We start from the raw sequence: 17,219 nt of genomic DNA, 5'->3' as shown, positions 1-17,219 counted from the left end.
ACTCTCTGAAGCACCGTCTCGCTGGGGCGCTCAAGCTGATGCTGCTGAGCGCCAGCGTGGCCGTTCTGGCCGCCTGCTCAACCGGTGCGAGCGTGCTGGCCGGCGCGGCCAACGGCGCGCTGGAAGCGATGGGGCTCAAATCGTCCAACCTGCCGGATGCGCAGAAGCCACCGCGCGAAGTGCCGCTCAAGATGACGGCCGGCAACAACCTGAACGCCGCCAACGACCGCCGTCCAGTTGCGGTCGTGGTGCGCCTGTACTCATTGAAGGACCCGACCAGCTTCCTGCAGGCGCCGTATGACACCTTCATCGACCCGGCGCGTGAAAAGCAAACGCTGGGCGCCGATCTCGTCAACGTGCGCGAGATGACGCTGATCCCGGGCCAGCGCTACGACTTCACCGAGAAGGTCTCGCGCGAGGCGACAACGCTGGGCGTCGTGGCGCTGTTCCGCAGCCCCGCATCGCAGCGCTGGAAGTTCGCCTTCAACACCGAGAAGAACGAGAAGTCGGGCATCGTGATCGGGCTGCACGCGTGCGCCATGACCGTGACGTCGGGCACGCTGACCACCCCGGCCGGCGCCACGCCGCTGACTGATCTCAACCTGCTCTCCCCCGCGGTCTGCGGTAGCTGAACAACAAGGGCCAACGTGAGTTACTCCGCAAAGATTCTCTGGGGCGAAGGGCTGTTCCTGCGTCCGCAGCATTTCCAGCGTCAGGATGCGTATCACGAGTCGCGCCTGCATGCGACCGCACAGGTCATCCAGCCGTACGGATGGGGCATCCGCCATGCGCGCTTCGATACCGATGCGCTGGCCAGCGGCGTGCTGCGCGTAATCGAGCTGTCGCTGTTCTTTCCGGACGGCGAGCTGTACTTCGCTCCGCAGGCCGATGCGCTTCCGCCACCGCTGGTGCTTGACGCCATTCCCGCCGGCGTGTCGGAGCTGACCTTCCATATCGCGCTGTATCCGCTGCAAGACAACGGCGGCAACTACCGAGAGCAGATCGAAGGCGCCTCGGTATCGCGCTTTGTCGGCACGGAGGAGGAAACGGCCGACCTGTATACAGAGGCCGAGCCCGCTGCCATCACGTATTTGAAGAAGTCCGTCAAGCTGATTGCCGAGACGGAACCGCGCGAGCAGTTCATCTCACTGCCCGTGGTGCGCGTGCGGCGCACCGGCACCGGCGGCTTTGAACTGGACGAGAACTTTGTCGCGCCCAGCATGGCGATCAACGCCTCGGCCGTGCTGTATCAGCGCCTGCGCCGCCTACTCGACGCGCTGCAGGCCAAGGTCAACGCGCTGTATGGTTTCCACCGCGAGCCAACCAAGAACATCATCGAATTCCGCTCCGGCGACATTGCGTCGTTCTGGCTGCTGCATACGGCCAATGCGGCGTTTGCGGCGCTGTCGCACCTGTATCACCACCCCGACCTGCACCCGGAGCGCCTGTTCCAGGAAATGCTGCGCCTGGCCGGCGCACTCATGACGTTCACCAAGAGTTACACGCTGGCCGACCTTCCCGCTTACGACCACGACAATCCGGGCCCGGTGTTTGCCAAGCTCGACACTATCGTGCGCGAGCTGCTCGATACCGTCATCTCCACGCGCTACTTTGCGATTGCACTGGAAGAGACCCGCCCGTCGTTCCACCTCGGCCGCATCGACTCCGGCAAGATCGACGACCAGACCAGCTTCTATCTGTCGGTGTCGGCAGACATGCCCGCCGCCGAGCTGGTAGAAGCCATTCCGGCGCGCTTCAAGGTCGGGGCACCCGACGACGTGGAAAAGCTTGTGCTGTCGTCCATGCCCGGCGTGCCGCTTACCTACACGCCGCAGGTGCCGCCCGCCATTCCGGTGCGCCCGGGCGCCTGCTACTTCGCCGTAGAAGCGCGCGGCATGCTGTACGAACGCATGCTGCAGGCGCAGACCCTCACCATCTACGCCCCGGCCGGTATTCGGGAACTCAAACTTGAACTGATCGCGGTGACTTCATGAGCGCTACCTCCACCCCTTCACTGTTTGGCGGTTCGGCACCGGCAACCGCAGCGGCGGATGCACGTGAATCCAGCACGCACGCGCGCACGCTGCTCGACTTGCTGTATGACGGCTTCTTCATGCTGTTCCAGTTGCGCAATGCCCAGCAGCCGACCAGCGCAGAAGATTTCCTGTCACGCGTACGTGCCTTCCTCGACGATTTCGACCGCGGCGCCAAGCGGCTGAACGTGTCGGCCGAAGACGTGTTCGACTCGAAATATGCGTTCTGCGCGGCCGTGGACGAAACCATCCTGTCGTCCAACTTTGCGATCCGCCCGGCCTGGGAACGCCGCCCGCTGCAGCTCGTACTGTTTGGCGAACAGCTCGCCGGCGAGACCTTCTTCGTCAAGCTCGAAGAGTTGCGGGCACGCGGTGCGCCGCGCCTGCAGGCGCTGGAGGTCTTCCACATGTGCCTGCTGCTGGGCTTCCGTGGCAAATACATCCTGGAAGGGCCGGAAAAGCTGGCTTACCTGACAGCACGCCTGGGCGACGAGATTTCCGCCATCAAGGGCAAGCGCGCCGCATTCGCACCGCACTGGCCGCTGCCCGACAAGGTCGCGCACATGCTCAAGCGCGAGACGCCGCTGTGGATTTTTGGCGCCGTGTTTGCGCTGATTGGGCTGCTGGGCTTCCTTGGGCTGTCGCACACGCTGAGCACCAAGACCAACGAAACGCTGGAAGGCTACTCCCAGGTCATCAAGCTCGGGCCGCGCTTCTCGCACTTGACGATTTCGCTCCCGTGATGGCCACGATGGGCCGCGTGCCCATCCTCCTGCTGAACCGCAACACGAACCCCAGCGCGACGCTGTTCCGATGAAGCCTTTGTCCAACCTGCCGGCCGCCGTGCCACAAGCCGTCCTGGGCGCGCTGCTCGGGCAGCAGACCCGCCAGATCACGCTGGAGACGGCGCTCGCTTCCGACAACCTCGTCGTGGAGCGCTTTACCGCCACCGAGGCGGTGTCGGCCTCGTTCGTCCTGCATATCGACTGCCTGAGCCCATCGGCACACCTGGATACGGCCAAGCTGGCCGCGCAGGAAGTGACGCTGCGCCTGGTGCAAGCCGACGGCAAGCGCCGCGCGTGGCACGGTTATGTGGCCGACTGCGCATCGCTTGGCGGCGACGGCGGCCTCGCGCGCTACCGCCTGCGCGTCGTGCCGTGGCTTGACCGCCTGCGCACCCGCAGCGATTGCTTCGTCTACCAGGACAAGACCGCGCTAGAGATCATCGAAGAGGTCTTCAGCGAATATCCTACCGCGCATTACAAGATCGCCGCCACGCAGCCGTGTGCCAAACGCTCGATCTGCTGCCAATACCGCGAAACCGACTACGCCTTCGTGATGCGCCTGCTGGCCGAGGAAGGCCTGTCGTTCCGTATCGAACACGAGCAAAGCGACGACACGCAACAGCAAGGCGGCGCCCAGTCACGCCACACCGTTGTCATCTTCGACAACGATGCGCAACGGCCTGCCTGCCCGCAGCCGGAAATCCGCTTCCATCGCGTTGACGCCACCGAAAGCGACGACGCGATCGAGCGCTTCTCGCACGCGCACAGCGTAGGCACCAACGCCGTGACCCTCGCGTCGTGGGACTACAAGGCGCTGGCCGCCACCAGCGCGCAAGCCAGCGCGCACGACCCCGGCGGCGAACTGCCCACGCTGGAACGCTTTGAAGCCTCAGGCTCGTATCAATATACGAATACGCAAGAGGCCAGCCGGGCTGCGCAATTGCGCATGCAGGCACACGAAGGCGCGTACCTGCGCTACGAGGGCCAAGGCAGCGTGCGCCAGTTGGGCGCTGGGCAGCGTTTCACGCTCACGCAGCATTTCGACAGCACGCACAGCGAGTTCGTCACGCTGCAGGTGGAACACGAAGCCGCCAACAACCTCGGCGCCGACATCGCAAGGCTGCTCTCCACCACCGAGATCGAATCGGGCAGCTACCGCAATCGGTTCGTCGCCGTGCCGGCCGAGGCGCCCATCGTGCCGGCCTATCGGCGCCGCCCGACCGCGCCCGAGGGCCAAGCCGCAGTGGTCATCGCCGACGACGGCGCGCCACTCACCACCGACCGCGACCATCGCGTACGCGTGCGCTTCCCATGGCTGCGCGCGCCGGAGGTCAATGCCTTTTCCGACCCCTCCAGCAGCGACCGCACGCAAGTCACCGCCTGGGTGCGCGTGGCCAGCGCCAGCGCGGGCCCGAACTGGGGTGGCAATCACCTGCCGCGTGCCGGCACGCAAGTGCTGCTTACCTTCATCGACGGCGACATCGACCGCCCGATGATCGCCATGCAGCTGCACAACACGCAGGACGCCCTGCCCTGGGCCCCCGCCGATGCGCCGCTCGGGCAGGCACTCTCCGGCTGGCACTCGCAGGGCCTTGGCGGCGACGGCTACAACCAATGGGTCGTTGATGATCACCCCGGCCAGTTGCGCACGCGCCTGGCCAGCTCCACCGCCAACAGCCAACTGAACCTCGGCTATGTCACCTCGCACGGCGCCACGGGCGGAGACCGCGGCACCTGGCGCGGCACCGGCGCCGAACTACGGACCGATGCCTGGGCCGTGGTGCGCGCGGGCGCAGGCTTGCTGCTCTCGACCACCGCGCGCGCGCAAGCCGTCGGCACGCTGCTCGACGCCCATGAAGCGCGCGGGCAACTCACCGCCGCGCAGAAAACCGCACAGCGCCTGTCGGACGCAGCCTCCAGCCAGCAAGCCCTGCCGCTGGCCGCCAACGAAGCCTTCGAGCCGATCGACAAGGCGCTCGACCCCGCGCAGGACGGCAAATACCCTGGCAACGTCAACGGCCAGGATTCACAGCAACCGGTCGACAAATTCGGCCAGCCGCTGCTGGTGACCGAATCGCCCTCGAGCATCGCGCTCGCCTCCCAAGCCACGACCACCGTCTACGCGGGTCGCCATTTGCATGGCACCGCTCAAGCCGACTGGCACCTGGCCGCGGGCAATGTCATCGCCGCGGCGGCAGCAAAGGGCGTGAGCCTGTTCGCCCAGCGCAACGGCATCCGCGCGATTGCCGAAGGCGGGCCGGTCTCTATTCAATCGCATACCGATGCGCTGGCCGTGCTGGCTGACAAGGCCGTTACCGTCACCTCATCGGCCGATTCGGTCGAGATCCTCGCGCAGCAGAACATCGTGCTGCATGGTGGGGATTCGTTGATCCGGCTGGAAGGGAATGCCGTGACGTTTGAGACGTCGGGGCTGCTGTCGGTGAAGGGGGCTGGGCATCCGCTGGTGGGGCCTGGGGGGCAGGCGGCGGCGTTGCCGGCGTTGCCGATCTCTGCCAATGCGCCCAACTGGATCGAGATGAGCCTGCTCGGCTATGAGGGCCTACCGATGAAGAACATTGAATACGAGTTGGAGTTCACCGACGGCACCAAGCGTAAAGGCAGGCTGAACGGGGCCGCAGAGCAACGGGAAGAGGCTGTTCCTTGGGGAGAAGCCACTCTGACTTACAAGAACAATCCAACTGCGAAGGACGTCCCTCGCCCAACCCTTGATGACCTGCTTGCAGCAACCGAGCCTCTGATCAAAGAAGAGGAAGCGAAACTGCAACAAGACCAAACGAATACCACTGTATGAGCACGCAGCAGCAGACCGAAGAGGCCTGGGGCATCGTTCACGGCCAAGCGAAGCCCGAAGACAAAGGCGTCGGATTGTGGCTCTGGGAAGCTATTCAGGGCGATTTTCAGGAAGACCGCTCCGCCGGCCAGATTGCGGCCGACATGGTGATCTCGTTGATCCCCATCGTCGACACGATCTGCGATATCCGTGACCTTTGCGCCAATATCCGCGCGTATAGAAAAGACCCCAGCAACAAGCTCATCCTGTTCTTCATCGCGCTGACCATCATCGGTTTCTTCCCCGAGATCGGTTCTGTGGTCAAGGGCGTTGTCAAAATCGCCTTCGTGTACATCCGGAAATACCTTCGACGTGCGGAGGACCTGCTCGACGCGACCAAGCTCGGGCGGGCAACGAACCTCGCCCTCGACGCTGCATTGCCGAAGATCGCGGAGTTCCTCAGCAACTCGAAGGTCGTCAAGTGGGCGACCAAAGAAGGCGTGCCCGACATCTTCAAATTCTGCTCAAAGAAAATCACGGAGCTGGCGGAAAAGGTCAATGGCTCGAGGCTTCGTACGCAGTTTCTGGAAGCAGCCGACAAGATCGAAACGCTTCTTGGCCGCTTGAAGCTGATCGTGCCTGCATCGACGCGCGAGAAACTGAATGACTTTCTGGACTTCCTGCGCAAGAACAAGCAGGACATGGCGTCGAAACTTGAGCAGTACACGGCGCCGATTCGCACGATCCTGAATGTGACGGCAAAGCGGTTGGATGACCATGCGTGGATTGCTTACACGCGGACGCACAACAAGGGCTGGATTGCCCCCATGAGTGAACAAGGCGCGGCTCAGTTGATGAACAAGCATCCGCCCAAGTGGGTGCGGTTGGGAAACGACTTTCCTCATCCGGCGCCGACAAAAGAGCAGGCTGAGGAAACAGCAAAAGCCCTGAACGCGGTTCTGGGAAAGCGCACTATCGAGAACAAGCTCCCAGAGATTAACGAAGGGCTGGTTAAAACATTCGAGCACGGAAAAATCCGCGTCGACGCGATCAAGGGGCCGACTAAGCTCTATCGGATTGTTGACCCGACAAACGCCGCCGGCGGTATGTTTTGGGTCGACGAGAAAACATTCAAAAGCCTTAAAAACCGCGCTGACTGGAGAGAGAAGCTAGCGGTGAAACCTGATTGGAACCAGAATGGTCAGTACGTCGTATATGAAGTGCCTGCCGGCGAAACTCTCACTGTTTTGAGAGGACCTGCCGCGTCGCAGAAGCTTGACGGCACTCCTTATCACTTGGAGGGCGGTGCCGACCAAATCGTATTCTCCCCAGCAGAAGACAAATTCCTGCCGACTAGACCACGTATCAATCATGAAACGGGACAACCTGTACCCGGGCGTAGGCCAGGAGAGTTCGATACCCGTGTCGAGTGGGAAGATGTGACCGGGAGGAAAACTGACCCCAAACCCCTCCGCGACAAGGCTAGCGATCCTCGCGTGAAGGGCCCTTTTGAGACTGGTTGGGGGTTCGCAGATTGGAATCTCGAGGAAGCTAAGGGCATCATCGTTTCACTACCCGACGACATTCAATGAATGCAGCAAGCCTAAAACCCTACGATGTAGAGCGCAACCTCGACCAGGATGCATGGTTTCTCTATCAAATCACGTCGATTTCACACTACGAATTGTGCGGCCGTCTGTGTGAAGAGTTCGCGAATATCTACAACACATTCATTACTGGGCATGGGGTGCATGGCGCCGCTCGCTTGGACTACTGGGTTTCACGTTACCTGACGCATGCCCAGAATATTCGACGCGGTATTGGTTTCATCAAGAACGGCGGCGACTATCTGCCGATGATCGATTTCTTGAGCGCCCCTGACACGGATTATCGCGGCCTCGTTGAACAACCTCTGGGCTGGATGACCGATGAGCAGCGCAAGCAATGGAACAATGCGTTTGCTCGACTGGGCCATGCCTGTGGTATCGGAAGCGAGGCACTGCGCAACAACCAAACCAAGGGTGGCCATTGGTTAAATCGCACTTCAATCGGTGCAAACCAAGTCTATCTTGATCGAGACGACAGCCACGTGGGTGATAGGGCGAAAGGTATCCAGCTTGCGGAAGAATATGGGCTCATGTCGGCGCCGACCGTCTTTCCGCACTATGTGATCGACATTGCGAACAGCGTGCGCCCAGGAGCACCATGCCCTCAGACTGGAGTATGGGTTCCCAAGCAGTGGCATCAGGACGGAGCTAGCGATTTCAGTCTTGCGTTCTGTATTGAGGGACAACCCATGCAGCCTGCGTATCGGATAAGAGGGCTGGAGCTAAATAATCCATTTTCTGGATACGATGATGAGATGGCTGCGGAGTATGAGGCAATGACAACCGGCTCACCTGTGACCGAGGCGGTAGACACAACCTGGTACTTCGTATCGCAACCTGCTGCCCAGGCCATGCCCGCAAGTGCGTTGCACCTGCGTTGTGAAGCAGGACAAGGGTGCCCAAAAGACGGCTACTGGATAACGCCAGCCAAATCAGGCTCTCGCCGGTTCTTCTCGCAAGGGACCCCGATGCCGGAGATTGCATCGGATTACGGTTCGACCATCTGGCAATGGGATAGCGATCAATCCGATCCGAAGCTGTAACACATAGGGAACTGAGCAGCTAATCGATGTTCTGGCTTCTCTATCTGGCCCTGCCCCTCTGCGCCGGAGCGCAGGCCGCATCGCATGTCGCATCAAAGCACGGCTTTCTGGCAGGGCTCGGTGTCCTGATTGCAGTGATGATCGTCGTGCTGGTGCCGCAAACGGCTCTTCTCATCTGGTTGAACACCGTGCTTGACCGTCGAAGCAACGCCAACCCCGGGAAAGAGCCGCCTGGGACCGCTGTAGAGAGCGCCAACGTCCCGATGCCCGAGAAAACAGGCGCGCGAGCCCGTTTTCGGCAGCTCATCGTGTACGGGGAAGAAAACGGTCGCCAAGCTGCAACACGGCTCGTCTATGGCCTACTGCTGAAAATGGTCGCCCAACACGAGGTCGTGGAACAAGAGAATGGCGACGCCGGCACCTCGATGGTTTCCTCAAGCGAATTGGCGGACGGTCTGACACGGTTGCCGCCGGACGATGTGCTCGTGGTATTCCGCTCACACGACAAGGCGTGGGTCGGCTTCAGATGCGGAAACGACAGCTTCCGCTTTCGGCATCGCGCTGTCGGGAAGGTGATATGCACGATTATTTATCCGGCCCGTGGAGGCGGCGGGTATGACATCACATTTGAATTCCGAGCTTCACGCAGCGATCGTCCATCGGAGCATCGCGGACGCATCGCCCGATACGAACTGCCCTTCGCCATTGAGGCACAGCACGTGAACGCGCTCACTTCGGCATTCGGCCAGATTGCAGACATGCTCAACGCCAAGTTCGTGTGCCAGCAGCATGCAGACGTCTAGGCCGGCTCTTCACTCTACAAAGCGCATATCCAAGCTGATAGACAACGACAAAACCCCATGGGCCTACTGAAAAAACTATTCGGCAGAAGCGCCAACGACCGCGTCGCCAACCCGCCCCCACCGCCGAAAGACGACACCTCGCCCGACATCGCCCCCGAACTCGCCCTCGCTCTGGAGGCCTACCAGCAAGGCCAGCACGAAGCTGCCATCGCAGCCGCTGCGCCGTATGCCGATCGCCACGCCGACGCCAATCGCCTATGCGCGCTTGCCTATTCGGATATGCGCCGCTATCCCGAAGCCTTTCCTTACTGGCTTGCGCTGTTCGAACAGGAACCCAGCGCAGCAAATAATTTTCGGCATACCCCCCATGGCAAAAAACAGCACGCCCTCTTTCCTTCCTGAGCGGGACGATCTGCACTCCAAACGTCGTCAGAATTTCCTATACAGCACCCTCTATCGCAACGTCCGCACTCGCCTTCTGGAAGGCATTGATGTGTGCGTCAAGAGCGTACGACGAGGAGACCTCGACCCTTACTATCTTGTCGATGCACAGGGTGCTGTCTTCAAGGAGATGTTCTATCTCTGGATGCTGGACTACACGGCAGGCAAAGACCTTGATGCCTTGGCTGATCAGTTCGCGCCTATCGTCGATGAATTTGTTCGGTGGAACGAACTCAATGTCCCGTATCGCCTTTTCCTGAAGGAAAAGTTCAAGGACCGTGGAGATACCGATCTAACGATTTGCGCAGTCGATTTTGACAATATGGTCGAGTACGAGAGGGCATTGCAGTTTCTCAGTGTCGCCATCTTGATCCGTGATGGACGATCGATCAAACGCATCATCGCAGCCATGGCGAGCAATCGCCATGGTGACGCTCTGTATGAGCAACTGATTCTCGACTATGTCAACGACCCCGACGAAGACATAGAAGAAGTCCTATTTGATGAACCTTATTCAACCTTGGTTGAGGCCTACTTCCAAGAGCGTCGGGAAGCGGCTGTCCCACACATTCAGTTCTATCTGAAGAAGTGGTACCGCTATCAAGACGGCGCGCGCTGGTATGACGCCCACAAGAAAATCCAGGAAGACGAGTCGTTCTACTATGGTTATTGGGCGTTTGAGGCAGCAGCAACCTGTTTCCTATTAGGTATCGACGATTCCAAGATAGACGATATGGTCTATCCAAAAGACCTTGTCGCCTATGGCCGGAAACTTCGCGAGGAGGGTCGCGTTACCAGTGATTTCGACACATCGCTGGGCCTGGATGGCTACCCTCTCAGCCGTCTGCGGTGTGAAGCTGGCGAGCCTTGTCCGCAAGCCGGTTGGTGGTTGACGCCGGCAAAGGCCAATAGCCGCCGGTATTTCAAACCGGGCGAAATCATGCCCTCGTTTGAGGGGAGCAGCTATGGCGCAACGATCTGGCAGTGGGATATCGACCAATCTAGCCTTCAGTCTTGATTCTGCGGGTTGAATAAGGCCAATAACTAGACGCTCCAGCGCCAGGAACAAACACCATGGGCCTACTTAAAAAACTATTTGGGCGAAACTCCAACGACGGAGCCGCCAACCCACCCCAACCACCGAAAGACGACAAAACCTCCGCCGACATCGCCCCCGAACTCGCCCCTGCCCTGGAGGCCTACCAACAAGGCCGGCACGAAGCAGCCATCGCCGCAGCGGCCCCCTACGCGGATCGCCATGCCGACGCCAACCGCCTATGCGCGCTTGCCTATTCGGACATGCGCCGCTATCCCGAGGCATTCCCTCACTGGCTGGCGCTCTTCGAACAGGAGCCCAGCGCGCACAATGCTCTGCAACTGGCGACCACCTCCGTCATGTGCGGCGAATTGAAGCGCGGCGAAGCGTGGTTGATGAAGTTCGACGAGGTCAACGAGCAGACGCGCGAAATGTCCAGCGTCACGGCCCGCACGCAATTCATCTCGCCGCTCACGCAGAGCGGGCATATGGCCGAAGCTTTGCCCTACCTGGCGTGGCTGCGCGATGTCTACGCGCATGTCCGCATTACGGATTCGCATTTCCTGTACATGCGCGGCATTCCGTTTTTCGGCAGCTTCCTGGAAAACAGTTTGCCCATCCTCAAGGCGAACCTGCCGATCGAGGCCGTCGTCGAATGGTATGGCGTGCTGTCGGGGCACTTGGATGAGGAAGGCGAGGCGCAGCTTGGGCAGTGGGTGCAATCGTTGACGGTCACGGCCGAGAGTTGAGCGCCTATCGGCAGTTGATGCGCGCCCCTGGGGTCTCGAAGCGTTTTTGCACCCATGGTTTTCCGGCGCAGAGAAAGACGCATTGCGAGGCGCCTTCACACAGGGCGGCGTGGCGTACAACATCAGCACGCTGACGGCACGTCCGGCCAAGTGCGCGATTGTCGCCCCGGTCAGTTGTGCCTCGACTATGTCGCGCCGTAGTCGTCACCAGCGGCAGACAAGGCCCGTCACTCCCCACCACCAGGCGCCAGCACCTCCCGCTGCCCATTCCGCCCCATCGGCGACACCAGCCCGGCGGCTTCCATCTGCTCAATCAACCGAGCCGCACGGTTGTAGCCGATACGCAGTTGCCGCTGCACGGAAGAGATCGACGCGCGACGCGTGTTGAGCACAAACGCTGCCGCTTCGTCGTAGAGCGGATCGGCTTCCGCATCGGCACTCTCTGCGCCAAACAAGTCGCCGCTCGCAGCAGCTTCACCTGGATCACCGGCTAGGATGGCCTCGTCGTACTCGGGCTCACCGAACTGCTTCCAGTGCTCGACCACGCGGTGCACTTCCTCGTCGGCGACGAACGCTCCGTGCACGCGCTGCGGATAGCCGGTGCCTGGCGGCAAGAAGAGCATGTCGCCCTGGCCAAGCAATGACTCGGCGCCCATCTGATCGAGAATCGTGCGCGAATCGATCTTGGATGACACCTGGAATGCCACGCGCGTGGGAATGTTGGCCTTGATGAGGCCGGTGATGACGTCCACCGACGGCCGCTGCGTGGCCAGAATCAAGTGGATGCCTGCGGCACGGGCCTTCTGCGCGAGGCGCGCGATCAGTTCTTCAATCTTCTTACCGGCCACCATCATCAGGTCGGCCAGCTCGTCGATGATGACCACGATCATCGGCAGCGTCGAGAGCGGCTCGGGCGCATCGGGCGTGAGCGAGAACGGGTTCGGCACCTTGCGGCCGACCTGTTCCGCCGCGCGGATCTTCTGGTTGTAGCCGGCAAGGTTGCGCACACCCAGCGCCGACATCAGCCGGTAACGCTTTTCCATCTCGCCCACGCACCAGTTGAGCGCATGCGCAGCCTGCTTCATGTCCGTCACGACCGGTGCAAGCAGATGCGGAATGCCCTCGTACACCGAGAGTTCCAGCATCTTCGGGTCGATCATGATCATGCGCACATCGTCGGGCGTGGCTTTGTACAGCATCGACAGGATCATCGCGTTGACGGCCACCGACTTGCCCGACCCGGTCGTGCCGGCCACGAGCAGGTGCGGCGCGCGTGCGAGATCCGTCACCACCGGGTTGCCGGTGATGTCCTTGCCCATGGCCAGCACGAGGTGCGACGCGTGCGACTGGAAATCCGCCGCGTTCACGACTTCCGACAGGCGGATCATTTCGCGCTTGGCGTTGGGCAACTCCAGCCCCATGCACGTCTTGCCGGGGATGGTCTCGACCACCCGGATGGACGTCACGCCCAGCGCACGCGCCAGGTCCTTCATCAGCCCCACGACCTGCGCGCCGCGCACGCCAATCGCCGGATCGACCTCGAAACGCGTGATGACCGGGCCGGCCGAGGCGCCAACCACCGTCACGGGGACCTTGAACTCCGCCAGACGCTGGGCGATCAGGTTGCTGGTTTCCTCCAGGTGTTCGGTGGAGACCGCTTCAGCGCTCGCAAATGCGGCGGTCAGCAATGCGGCGCCCGGCAGGCGGTAGTCGACGACGCGCGGTGCGGCAGGAGCCGGCGCGGGCGCGGGCACGGGTACGGCGGCGACGGCCGGCGCGGCGCGTGACACCACCTCCCCCACCACGGCGGGCAAGACGATGCGTGGCTTGGGCGTTGGCAATGCAGGTGCGACTTCCGGCTGGGCGGTCGGCTCGATGAAAGGCGTAATAGGCAGCACTTCCGCGTCAGGCTGCGCCGGGACAACCGGAGCGACGTCAACGATCGGCTCGGCAACCTCCGGCTCGGGCGCCGTCGTTACGGCAGGCGCCATCAACCCGCGCAGTTCGGCCAGGAGCGCCTCCGCCTCCTGGCGTACGGCGTCCAGGTCAACGGTTGGAGTTTCTGCAGCGGGGGCTTGCGCCTCAATGGGGCCGTGCGCTTCCACTGGCTGCGGCACCGGCGGCTCGGGCAGGGCAACCGGCTCGCTTGCGGGCGTGGCCTGCATCGCAGGCGCTGCGGGAGCCTGCGTCTGCAGACCCAATTGCGGCTGATGGAACGGGCTGCTGACGATGGTGGCGCGCGGTTTTGGGCGTGCCGGGGGCGTCTGCGGCGGAGTGGGCGCTGCTACAGGCGGTGCCGTCTTCGCGCTTGCGGGCGCCTCTGCCGACGCGCCCTTCTTTGCATCGAGTAGCGGCCAGATCTCGCCCGGTTGCGGCGGCGAGGGGCGAGTACGAGGGGGCGGCTGCCAAGCGGGCTGACGGCGGGCAGAAACAGCCTCGATGCCGCGGTGCCGCACCGCCGGCTGCGCGGGGCCGGTGTTGCCGCTCCAGCGTGTCTCACCTGCCCCGCCGAGTCCTAGCGCGGTCGGCTTCAAGCCATCGTCAACGGGTTCATCCTGGCGGGTGTCTGGCTCGGAAGACGCCTCGGCATCCGCGGCGCGGCGGCGGTTGAACACCTGCCCCCACGATCGCCCGAACACCATTGGCGCGACCCAGATCAGCACGCCGAGCATCAGAAGGAACGCGCCCGTCCAGCCCAGCATGTGCGAGAACAGCGACGACACTGCACGCCCGGCGGCACCGCCGGCCTTGTCCTGCGGATCGGCGCCGGAGGTCAGAGCCTCAAGCGCAGCGCTGGCGCTCAGCGCGACGAGCGTCACCAGCCAGAGCCGCACGGTGCCCCGGCCTTTGAGGAAGCCCCGCTCCCCCGCCAGCGCGCGCGTTACATACCGCCACACCAGGGGCAGCAGCCACACGGTGGAAATGCCAAACCAGCCAAGCACCATTTCAAACGCCATCAACAAATGCCAGGCCGCGATTGTAGCGGGGCGCGCCAACGCCATGAGAAACGCCCGACCGAAAAGCACGCGGCCGGGCGTTCAGGCAACAGGTTTTAGCGTAGCGTGCCCGATGCAGTGGCCTGTGCGCTGCTTGCACTGCGCGAGGCCTCGATCAGCAGGATGATCATCAGGATGGTGCCGGCCAGCGCAAACACCGCATAGCCGATGTTGCCGCCTTCAATGGCAAACAGCGATGGGGAGTAGCTCTGCCCCGTGCAGATCATCGTGCCGGCCGTCATGCCCGTGTAGTGCATGCCGCAGACGGCCACGCCCATGATGAGCGCCGCGCCGAACTGCTGACCGCGTGTCTTGACGGTTGTCGCCAGCCACAGCGCGACCATCGACACCACCACCGCAATCAACGCCGAGACGCCCATGATGGAGACGTCCCAATCGAAGCTGCTGTTGGTGTGCACGGCGGCCATGCCGGTGTAGTGCATCACCGCCACGCCCAGGCCGGTCAGCACGCCACCCTCGGCAATGTTTCGCGGGCGGCTGCCCGTGGTGCGCGATGCAATGACCAGCCCGCCGGCGGCAAACACCATCACCACCAGCAGCGACACCATAGTCATGAAGAGATCGAACTCGATCCGTACCGGTGTCCGGTAGGCGGCCATGCCGATGAAGTGCATGGACCAGACCGCCCCGCCGCCGAGCGCCACGCTGGCGCAGAGGAGCCGGTCCATGTCGATGGTGCCGTTCTTGTTGCGCACGCGTCTTGACCATCGCAAGCCCACATACGCTCCCGCCACCGAGATGAGATACGACAGCCCCACCAGCAGCCAGTCGTATGCATAAGGCACGATCGCGCCCGGCACCGCAGCAAAGCCGTTGAACATGACACACCCTCCCGTTTCGATACCAAAGAACCGCCAGATTGCCGGGCGGCATCGGCTGGCTGCCCGGCAATCTGGGCTGCCACGTTTTCGTTATCGTCTGTCTGGAAATGACATGGCCTCGATCGGGCCTTGGGGGGCAAGTATGGCGACGCGTGATTGCCCAGCCAATTACCTGATCTAGGTAACTTTGGGTCGACTTCTGGCGCGGACCCCCGACTTGCTTGCGCAATGGGAAATGCGTTTCTCAGGAGGCCCCATGCAGGAGGCCCCATGTCGCTCATCGTCGCTCATCGTCGCTGCCCGTTTCGACACGTTTGAACACGCCGAAGGCGCCGCCCGTGCGCGTGCGGGCGCGGGCAAGGGGATGGCGCTTGGTGCTGCAATCGGCGCCGTCGCTGATGTGGTGGTGCTGGTGGCGCTGCACGCGGCCGTGCTGTTCTCGGTGGTGGCGGCCGGTGTGGGTGCCTATATCGGCTCGCTGGCGGGGGCGATGCTCGCCACACGCGACGAGCCCGCCCCCGCGCATCCGCCCGATGCCACCTTGCGCACACGCCATGCCGGCGTCCTGCTGGCCGTGCGCGTGACACCCGATCGGGAGGCCGAAGCCGCCCGTATCCTGGCCGGCTCCGGCGGGATCGATGTTGAAGAAGCCGCTGGCCGCTGACGCAACGGCGAGTGGGTCGACTCCGACCCGCTCAGCCCGACCAGGCTCAACCCGAAGATTGCACAACAGGCCACATGATCGAGCGCGTTTGCGGAAGCGGAAATCAGGCCGCCGTGCTAGGCGCCGTTCCGCCGGACTGCATCGGTACGGGGCGCGCCTGCGTGTCGTTGAGCATCGTCCACACGAGGATGGCCGCCACAATGTCGAACACGGCCAGGGCCACAAACAACGGGTTGTAGCCGATGGTGGTTGCCAGGGTGCCCACCGCCAGGGAGAACAGCATGCCACCCAGGTAGCCCGACATGCCTGCCAGCCCCACGGCGGTGCCCACTTCATGTTTGCCGAACATGTCAGACGTGAGCGTGTACAGCGCGCCAGAAAGCGTCTGGTGTGCGAAGCCGCCCACGCAGAACAGCGCAATCGCCGTGTACGGGCTCGTCGCCAATCCAATGCAGGCCGGGCCGATCATGCACAGGCAGCCCGTCACCATCACCAGCTTGCGCGACGTCACGAGCGACACCGAAAACCGCTTCTGGAACCACGGCGCCAGGTAGCCGCCCAGCACGCAGCCCACATCCGCTGCCAGGAACGGCAGCCACGCGAACAGTGCGATCTCCTTCAGGTTCATATGGCGCTCGGTGGCCATATAGAGCGGAATCCAATAATTGAACGTCTGCCACGCAGGTTCCGACAGAAAGCGCGGGATCGCGATGCCCCAGAACCGGCGGCCGCTGACGATCTTGCCCCATGAGGGCTTTGGCGTGTTCGCGTTGTCGTCCGGCGTTTCCTGGCCTGCTCGGATGTAGTTGCGCTCTTCTTCCGACAGGCGATGGTGCTTGGCCGGCACGCGATACAGCAGGAACCACAGCACGCTCCACACCAGCCCGATCCCGCCGATCACGGCAAAGGCAAAGCGCCAGTTGCCGTGCAAAATGCACCAGACCACCAGTGGAGGTGCCACCACCGCCCCGACGGACGAGCCGATGTTGAACCAGCCGGTTGCAATCGACCGCTCCTTGGCCGGGAACCACTCCGCCGTGGCCCGCAGCGCCGAGGGGAAACCCGCCGCTTCCGTCATCCCGAGCATGGCGCGGAACGCCGCCAGCGACAGCCAGCTGCCCGCCGTGCTATGCAGCAGGCAGACCACCGACCACGCTGCCGCAAACAGCGCAAAACCCAGCTTGGTGCCCAGCACGTCGAGCACGTAGCCCGCCACCGGCTGCATCACCATGTAGGCCGCCTGGAATGCCGCGACAATGTAGCCGTACTGCTGCGTGCTGATGTTCAGCACCTTGTTGACTTCAGGTGCCGCCACGGCCAGCGCGTTGCGCGCCAGGTAGTTCATGATCAGGCCGCTGAGTACGAGGCCGATGATCCACCAGCGCAAGCCTTTGATGGGTTTCATGTGTTGTCTCCTAAGAGCTCCCGG

13 protein-coding genes and 1 pseudogene are annotated in these 17,219 nt (G+C 62.6%); 11 read left to right on the top strand and 3 right to left on the bottom strand.

From position 1 onward, the window contains the following. Positions 1 to 38: 38 nt before the first annotated feature. The 10 genes and pseudogenes from tssJ to R2N16_RS16660 all read left to right on the top strand — a co-directional run bounded on the left by tssJ (position 39) and on the right by R2N16_RS16660 (position 11,288). Entirely contained in the window at positions 39 to 632 is a 594-nt protein-coding gene (gene tssJ / locus R2N16_RS16705) for a type VI secretion system lipoprotein TssJ (RefSeq protein WP_316666991.1), read from the top strand. A 15-nt stretch (positions 633 to 647) separates the two neighbouring features. Next, entirely contained in the window at positions 648 to 1,994 is a 1,347-nt protein-coding gene (gene tssK, locus R2N16_RS16700; protein ID WP_045203976.1) for a type VI secretion system baseplate subunit TssK, read from the top strand. Next, positions 1,991 to 2,776 (top strand): DotU family type IV/VI secretion system protein, encoded by a 786-nt coding sequence (locus R2N16_RS16695; protein ID WP_316666861.1) that lies wholly within the window; start codon positions 1,991 to 1,993, stop codon positions 2,774 to 2,776. The genes tssK and R2N16_RS16695 overlap by 4 nt, the downstream gene beginning before the upstream one ends. A gap of 70 nt (positions 2,777 to 2,846) precedes the next feature. Further along, a complete protein-coding gene (locus tag R2N16_RS16690) occupies positions 2,847 to 5,630 on the top strand; it encodes a type VI secretion system Vgr family protein (RefSeq protein ID WP_316666860.1) in 2,784 nt (927 codons plus the stop codon). After that, positions 5,627 to 7,201, top strand: coding sequence for a hypothetical protein (locus R2N16_RS16685; RefSeq protein WP_316666859.1), 1,575 nt, complete (start codon positions 5,627 to 5,629; stop codon positions 7,199 to 7,201). Before R2N16_RS16690 ends, R2N16_RS16685 begins: the two co-directional genes overlap by 4 nt. Then, positions 7,198 to 8,259: a hypothetical protein gene (locus R2N16_RS16680; RefSeq protein WP_316666858.1), complete on the top strand. Its 1,062-nt coding sequence runs from the start codon at positions 7,198 to 7,200 to the stop codon at positions 8,257 to 8,259. Before R2N16_RS16685 ends, R2N16_RS16680 begins: the two co-directional genes overlap by 4 nt. Before the next feature lie 26 nt (positions 8,260 to 8,285). Then, positions 8,286 to 9,062, top strand: a complete 777-nt coding sequence (locus tag R2N16_RS16675; RefSeq protein WP_316666857.1) for a hypothetical protein — start codon at positions 8,286 to 8,288, stop codon at positions 9,060 to 9,062. Between the two features lie 57 nt (positions 9,063 to 9,119). After that, a pseudogene (locus tag R2N16_RS16670) lies at positions 9,120 to 9,410 on the top strand (hypothetical protein); the annotation flags it as partial. A gap of 19 nt (positions 9,411 to 9,429) precedes the next feature. Then, complete coding sequence (locus R2N16_RS16665; protein ID WP_316666856.1) at positions 9,430 to 10,521, top strand: PoNe immunity protein domain-containing protein; 1,092 nt, start codon at positions 9,430 to 9,432, stop codon at positions 10,519 to 10,521. A gap of 56 nt (positions 10,522 to 10,577) precedes the next feature. Next, positions 10,578 to 11,288 (top strand): hypothetical protein, encoded by a 711-nt coding sequence (locus R2N16_RS16660; RefSeq protein WP_316666855.1) that lies wholly within the window; start codon positions 10,578 to 10,580, stop codon positions 11,286 to 11,288. A gap of 227 nt (positions 11,289 to 11,515) precedes the next feature. Here R2N16_RS16660 and R2N16_RS16655 read toward each other — a convergent pair whose 3' ends face one another. After that, the gene (locus R2N16_RS16655; RefSeq protein ID WP_316666854.1) at positions 11,516 to 14,245 is read right to left on the bottom strand and encodes an FtsK/SpoIIIE family DNA translocase; all 2,730 of its coding nucleotides are present in this window, start codon (positions 14,243 to 14,245) and stop codon (positions 11,516 to 11,518) included. Positions 14,246 to 14,340: 95 nt separating this feature from the next. Then, complete coding sequence (locus R2N16_RS16650) at positions 14,341 to 15,126, bottom strand: MHYT domain-containing protein (RefSeq protein WP_316666852.1); 786 nt, start codon at positions 15,124 to 15,126, stop codon at positions 14,341 to 14,343. A 256-nt stretch (positions 15,127 to 15,382) separates the two neighbouring features. Here R2N16_RS16650 and R2N16_RS16645 point away from each other — a divergent pair, with 256 nt between their 5' ends. Next, positions 15,383 to 15,790, top strand: a complete 408-nt coding sequence (locus R2N16_RS16645) for a hypothetical protein (RefSeq protein ID WP_316666851.1) — start codon at positions 15,383 to 15,385, stop codon at positions 15,788 to 15,790. A 103-nt stretch (positions 15,791 to 15,893) separates the two neighbouring features. On the opposite strand, the gene R2N16_RS16640 is transcribed toward R2N16_RS16645, so the two are convergent. Beyond that, entirely contained in the window at positions 15,894 to 17,195 is a 1,302-nt protein-coding gene (locus R2N16_RS16640) for an MFS transporter (protein ID WP_316666850.1), read from the bottom strand. Positions 17,196 to 17,219: the final 24 nt, after the last annotated feature.

The organism is Ralstonia psammae, assembly GCF_958405935.1.
GTDB classification, from domain to species: domain Bacteria; phylum Pseudomonadota; class Gammaproteobacteria; order Burkholderiales; family Burkholderiaceae; genus Ralstonia; species Ralstonia psammae.
Note: the sequence above shows the minus strand (reverse complement) of the source record. Positions and strands in the feature narration are given on the sequence as shown.

Coding starts and splice junctions, on each gene's coding strand:
- tssJ (WP_316666991.1), top strand. CDS start 39: ATGCTGCTGAGCGCCAGCGTGGCCGTTCTGGCCGCCTGCTCAACCGGT.
- R2N16_RS16695 (WP_316666861.1), top strand. CDS start 1,991: ATGAGCGCTACCTCCACCCCTTCACTGTTTGGCGGTTCGGCACCGGCA.
- R2N16_RS16690 (WP_316666860.1), top strand. CDS start 2,847: ATGAAGCCTTTGTCCAACCTGCCGGCCGCCGTGCCACAAGCCGTCCTG.
- R2N16_RS16685 (WP_316666859.1), top strand. CDS start 5,627: ATGAGCACGCAGCAGCAGACCGAAGAGGCCTGGGGCATCGTTCACGGC.
- R2N16_RS16680 (WP_316666858.1), top strand. CDS start 7,198: ATGAATGCAGCAAGCCTAAAACCCTACGATGTAGAGCGCAACCTCGAC.
- R2N16_RS16675 (WP_316666857.1), top strand. CDS start 8,286: ATGTTCTGGCTTCTCTATCTGGCCCTGCCCCTCTGCGCCGGAGCGCAG.
- R2N16_RS16665 (WP_316666856.1), top strand. CDS start 9,430: ATGGCAAAAAACAGCACGCCCTCTTTCCTTCCTGAGCGGGACGATCTG.
- R2N16_RS16660 (WP_316666855.1), top strand. CDS start 10,578: ATGGGCCTACTTAAAAAACTATTTGGGCGAAACTCCAACGACGGAGCC.
- R2N16_RS16655 (WP_316666854.1), bottom strand. CDS start 14,245: ATGGCGTTTGAAATGGTGCTTGGCTGGTTTGGCATTTCCACCGTGTGG.
- R2N16_RS16650 (WP_316666852.1), bottom strand. CDS start 15,126: ATGTTCAACGGCTTTGCTGCGGTGCCGGGCGCGATCGTGCCTTATGCA.
- R2N16_RS16645 (WP_316666851.1), top strand. CDS start 15,383: ATGCAGGAGGCCCCATGTCGCTCATCGTCGCTCATCGTCGCTGCCCGT.
- R2N16_RS16640 (WP_316666850.1), bottom strand. CDS start 17,195: ATGAAACCCATCAAAGGCTTGCGCTGGTGGATCATCGGCCTCGTACTC.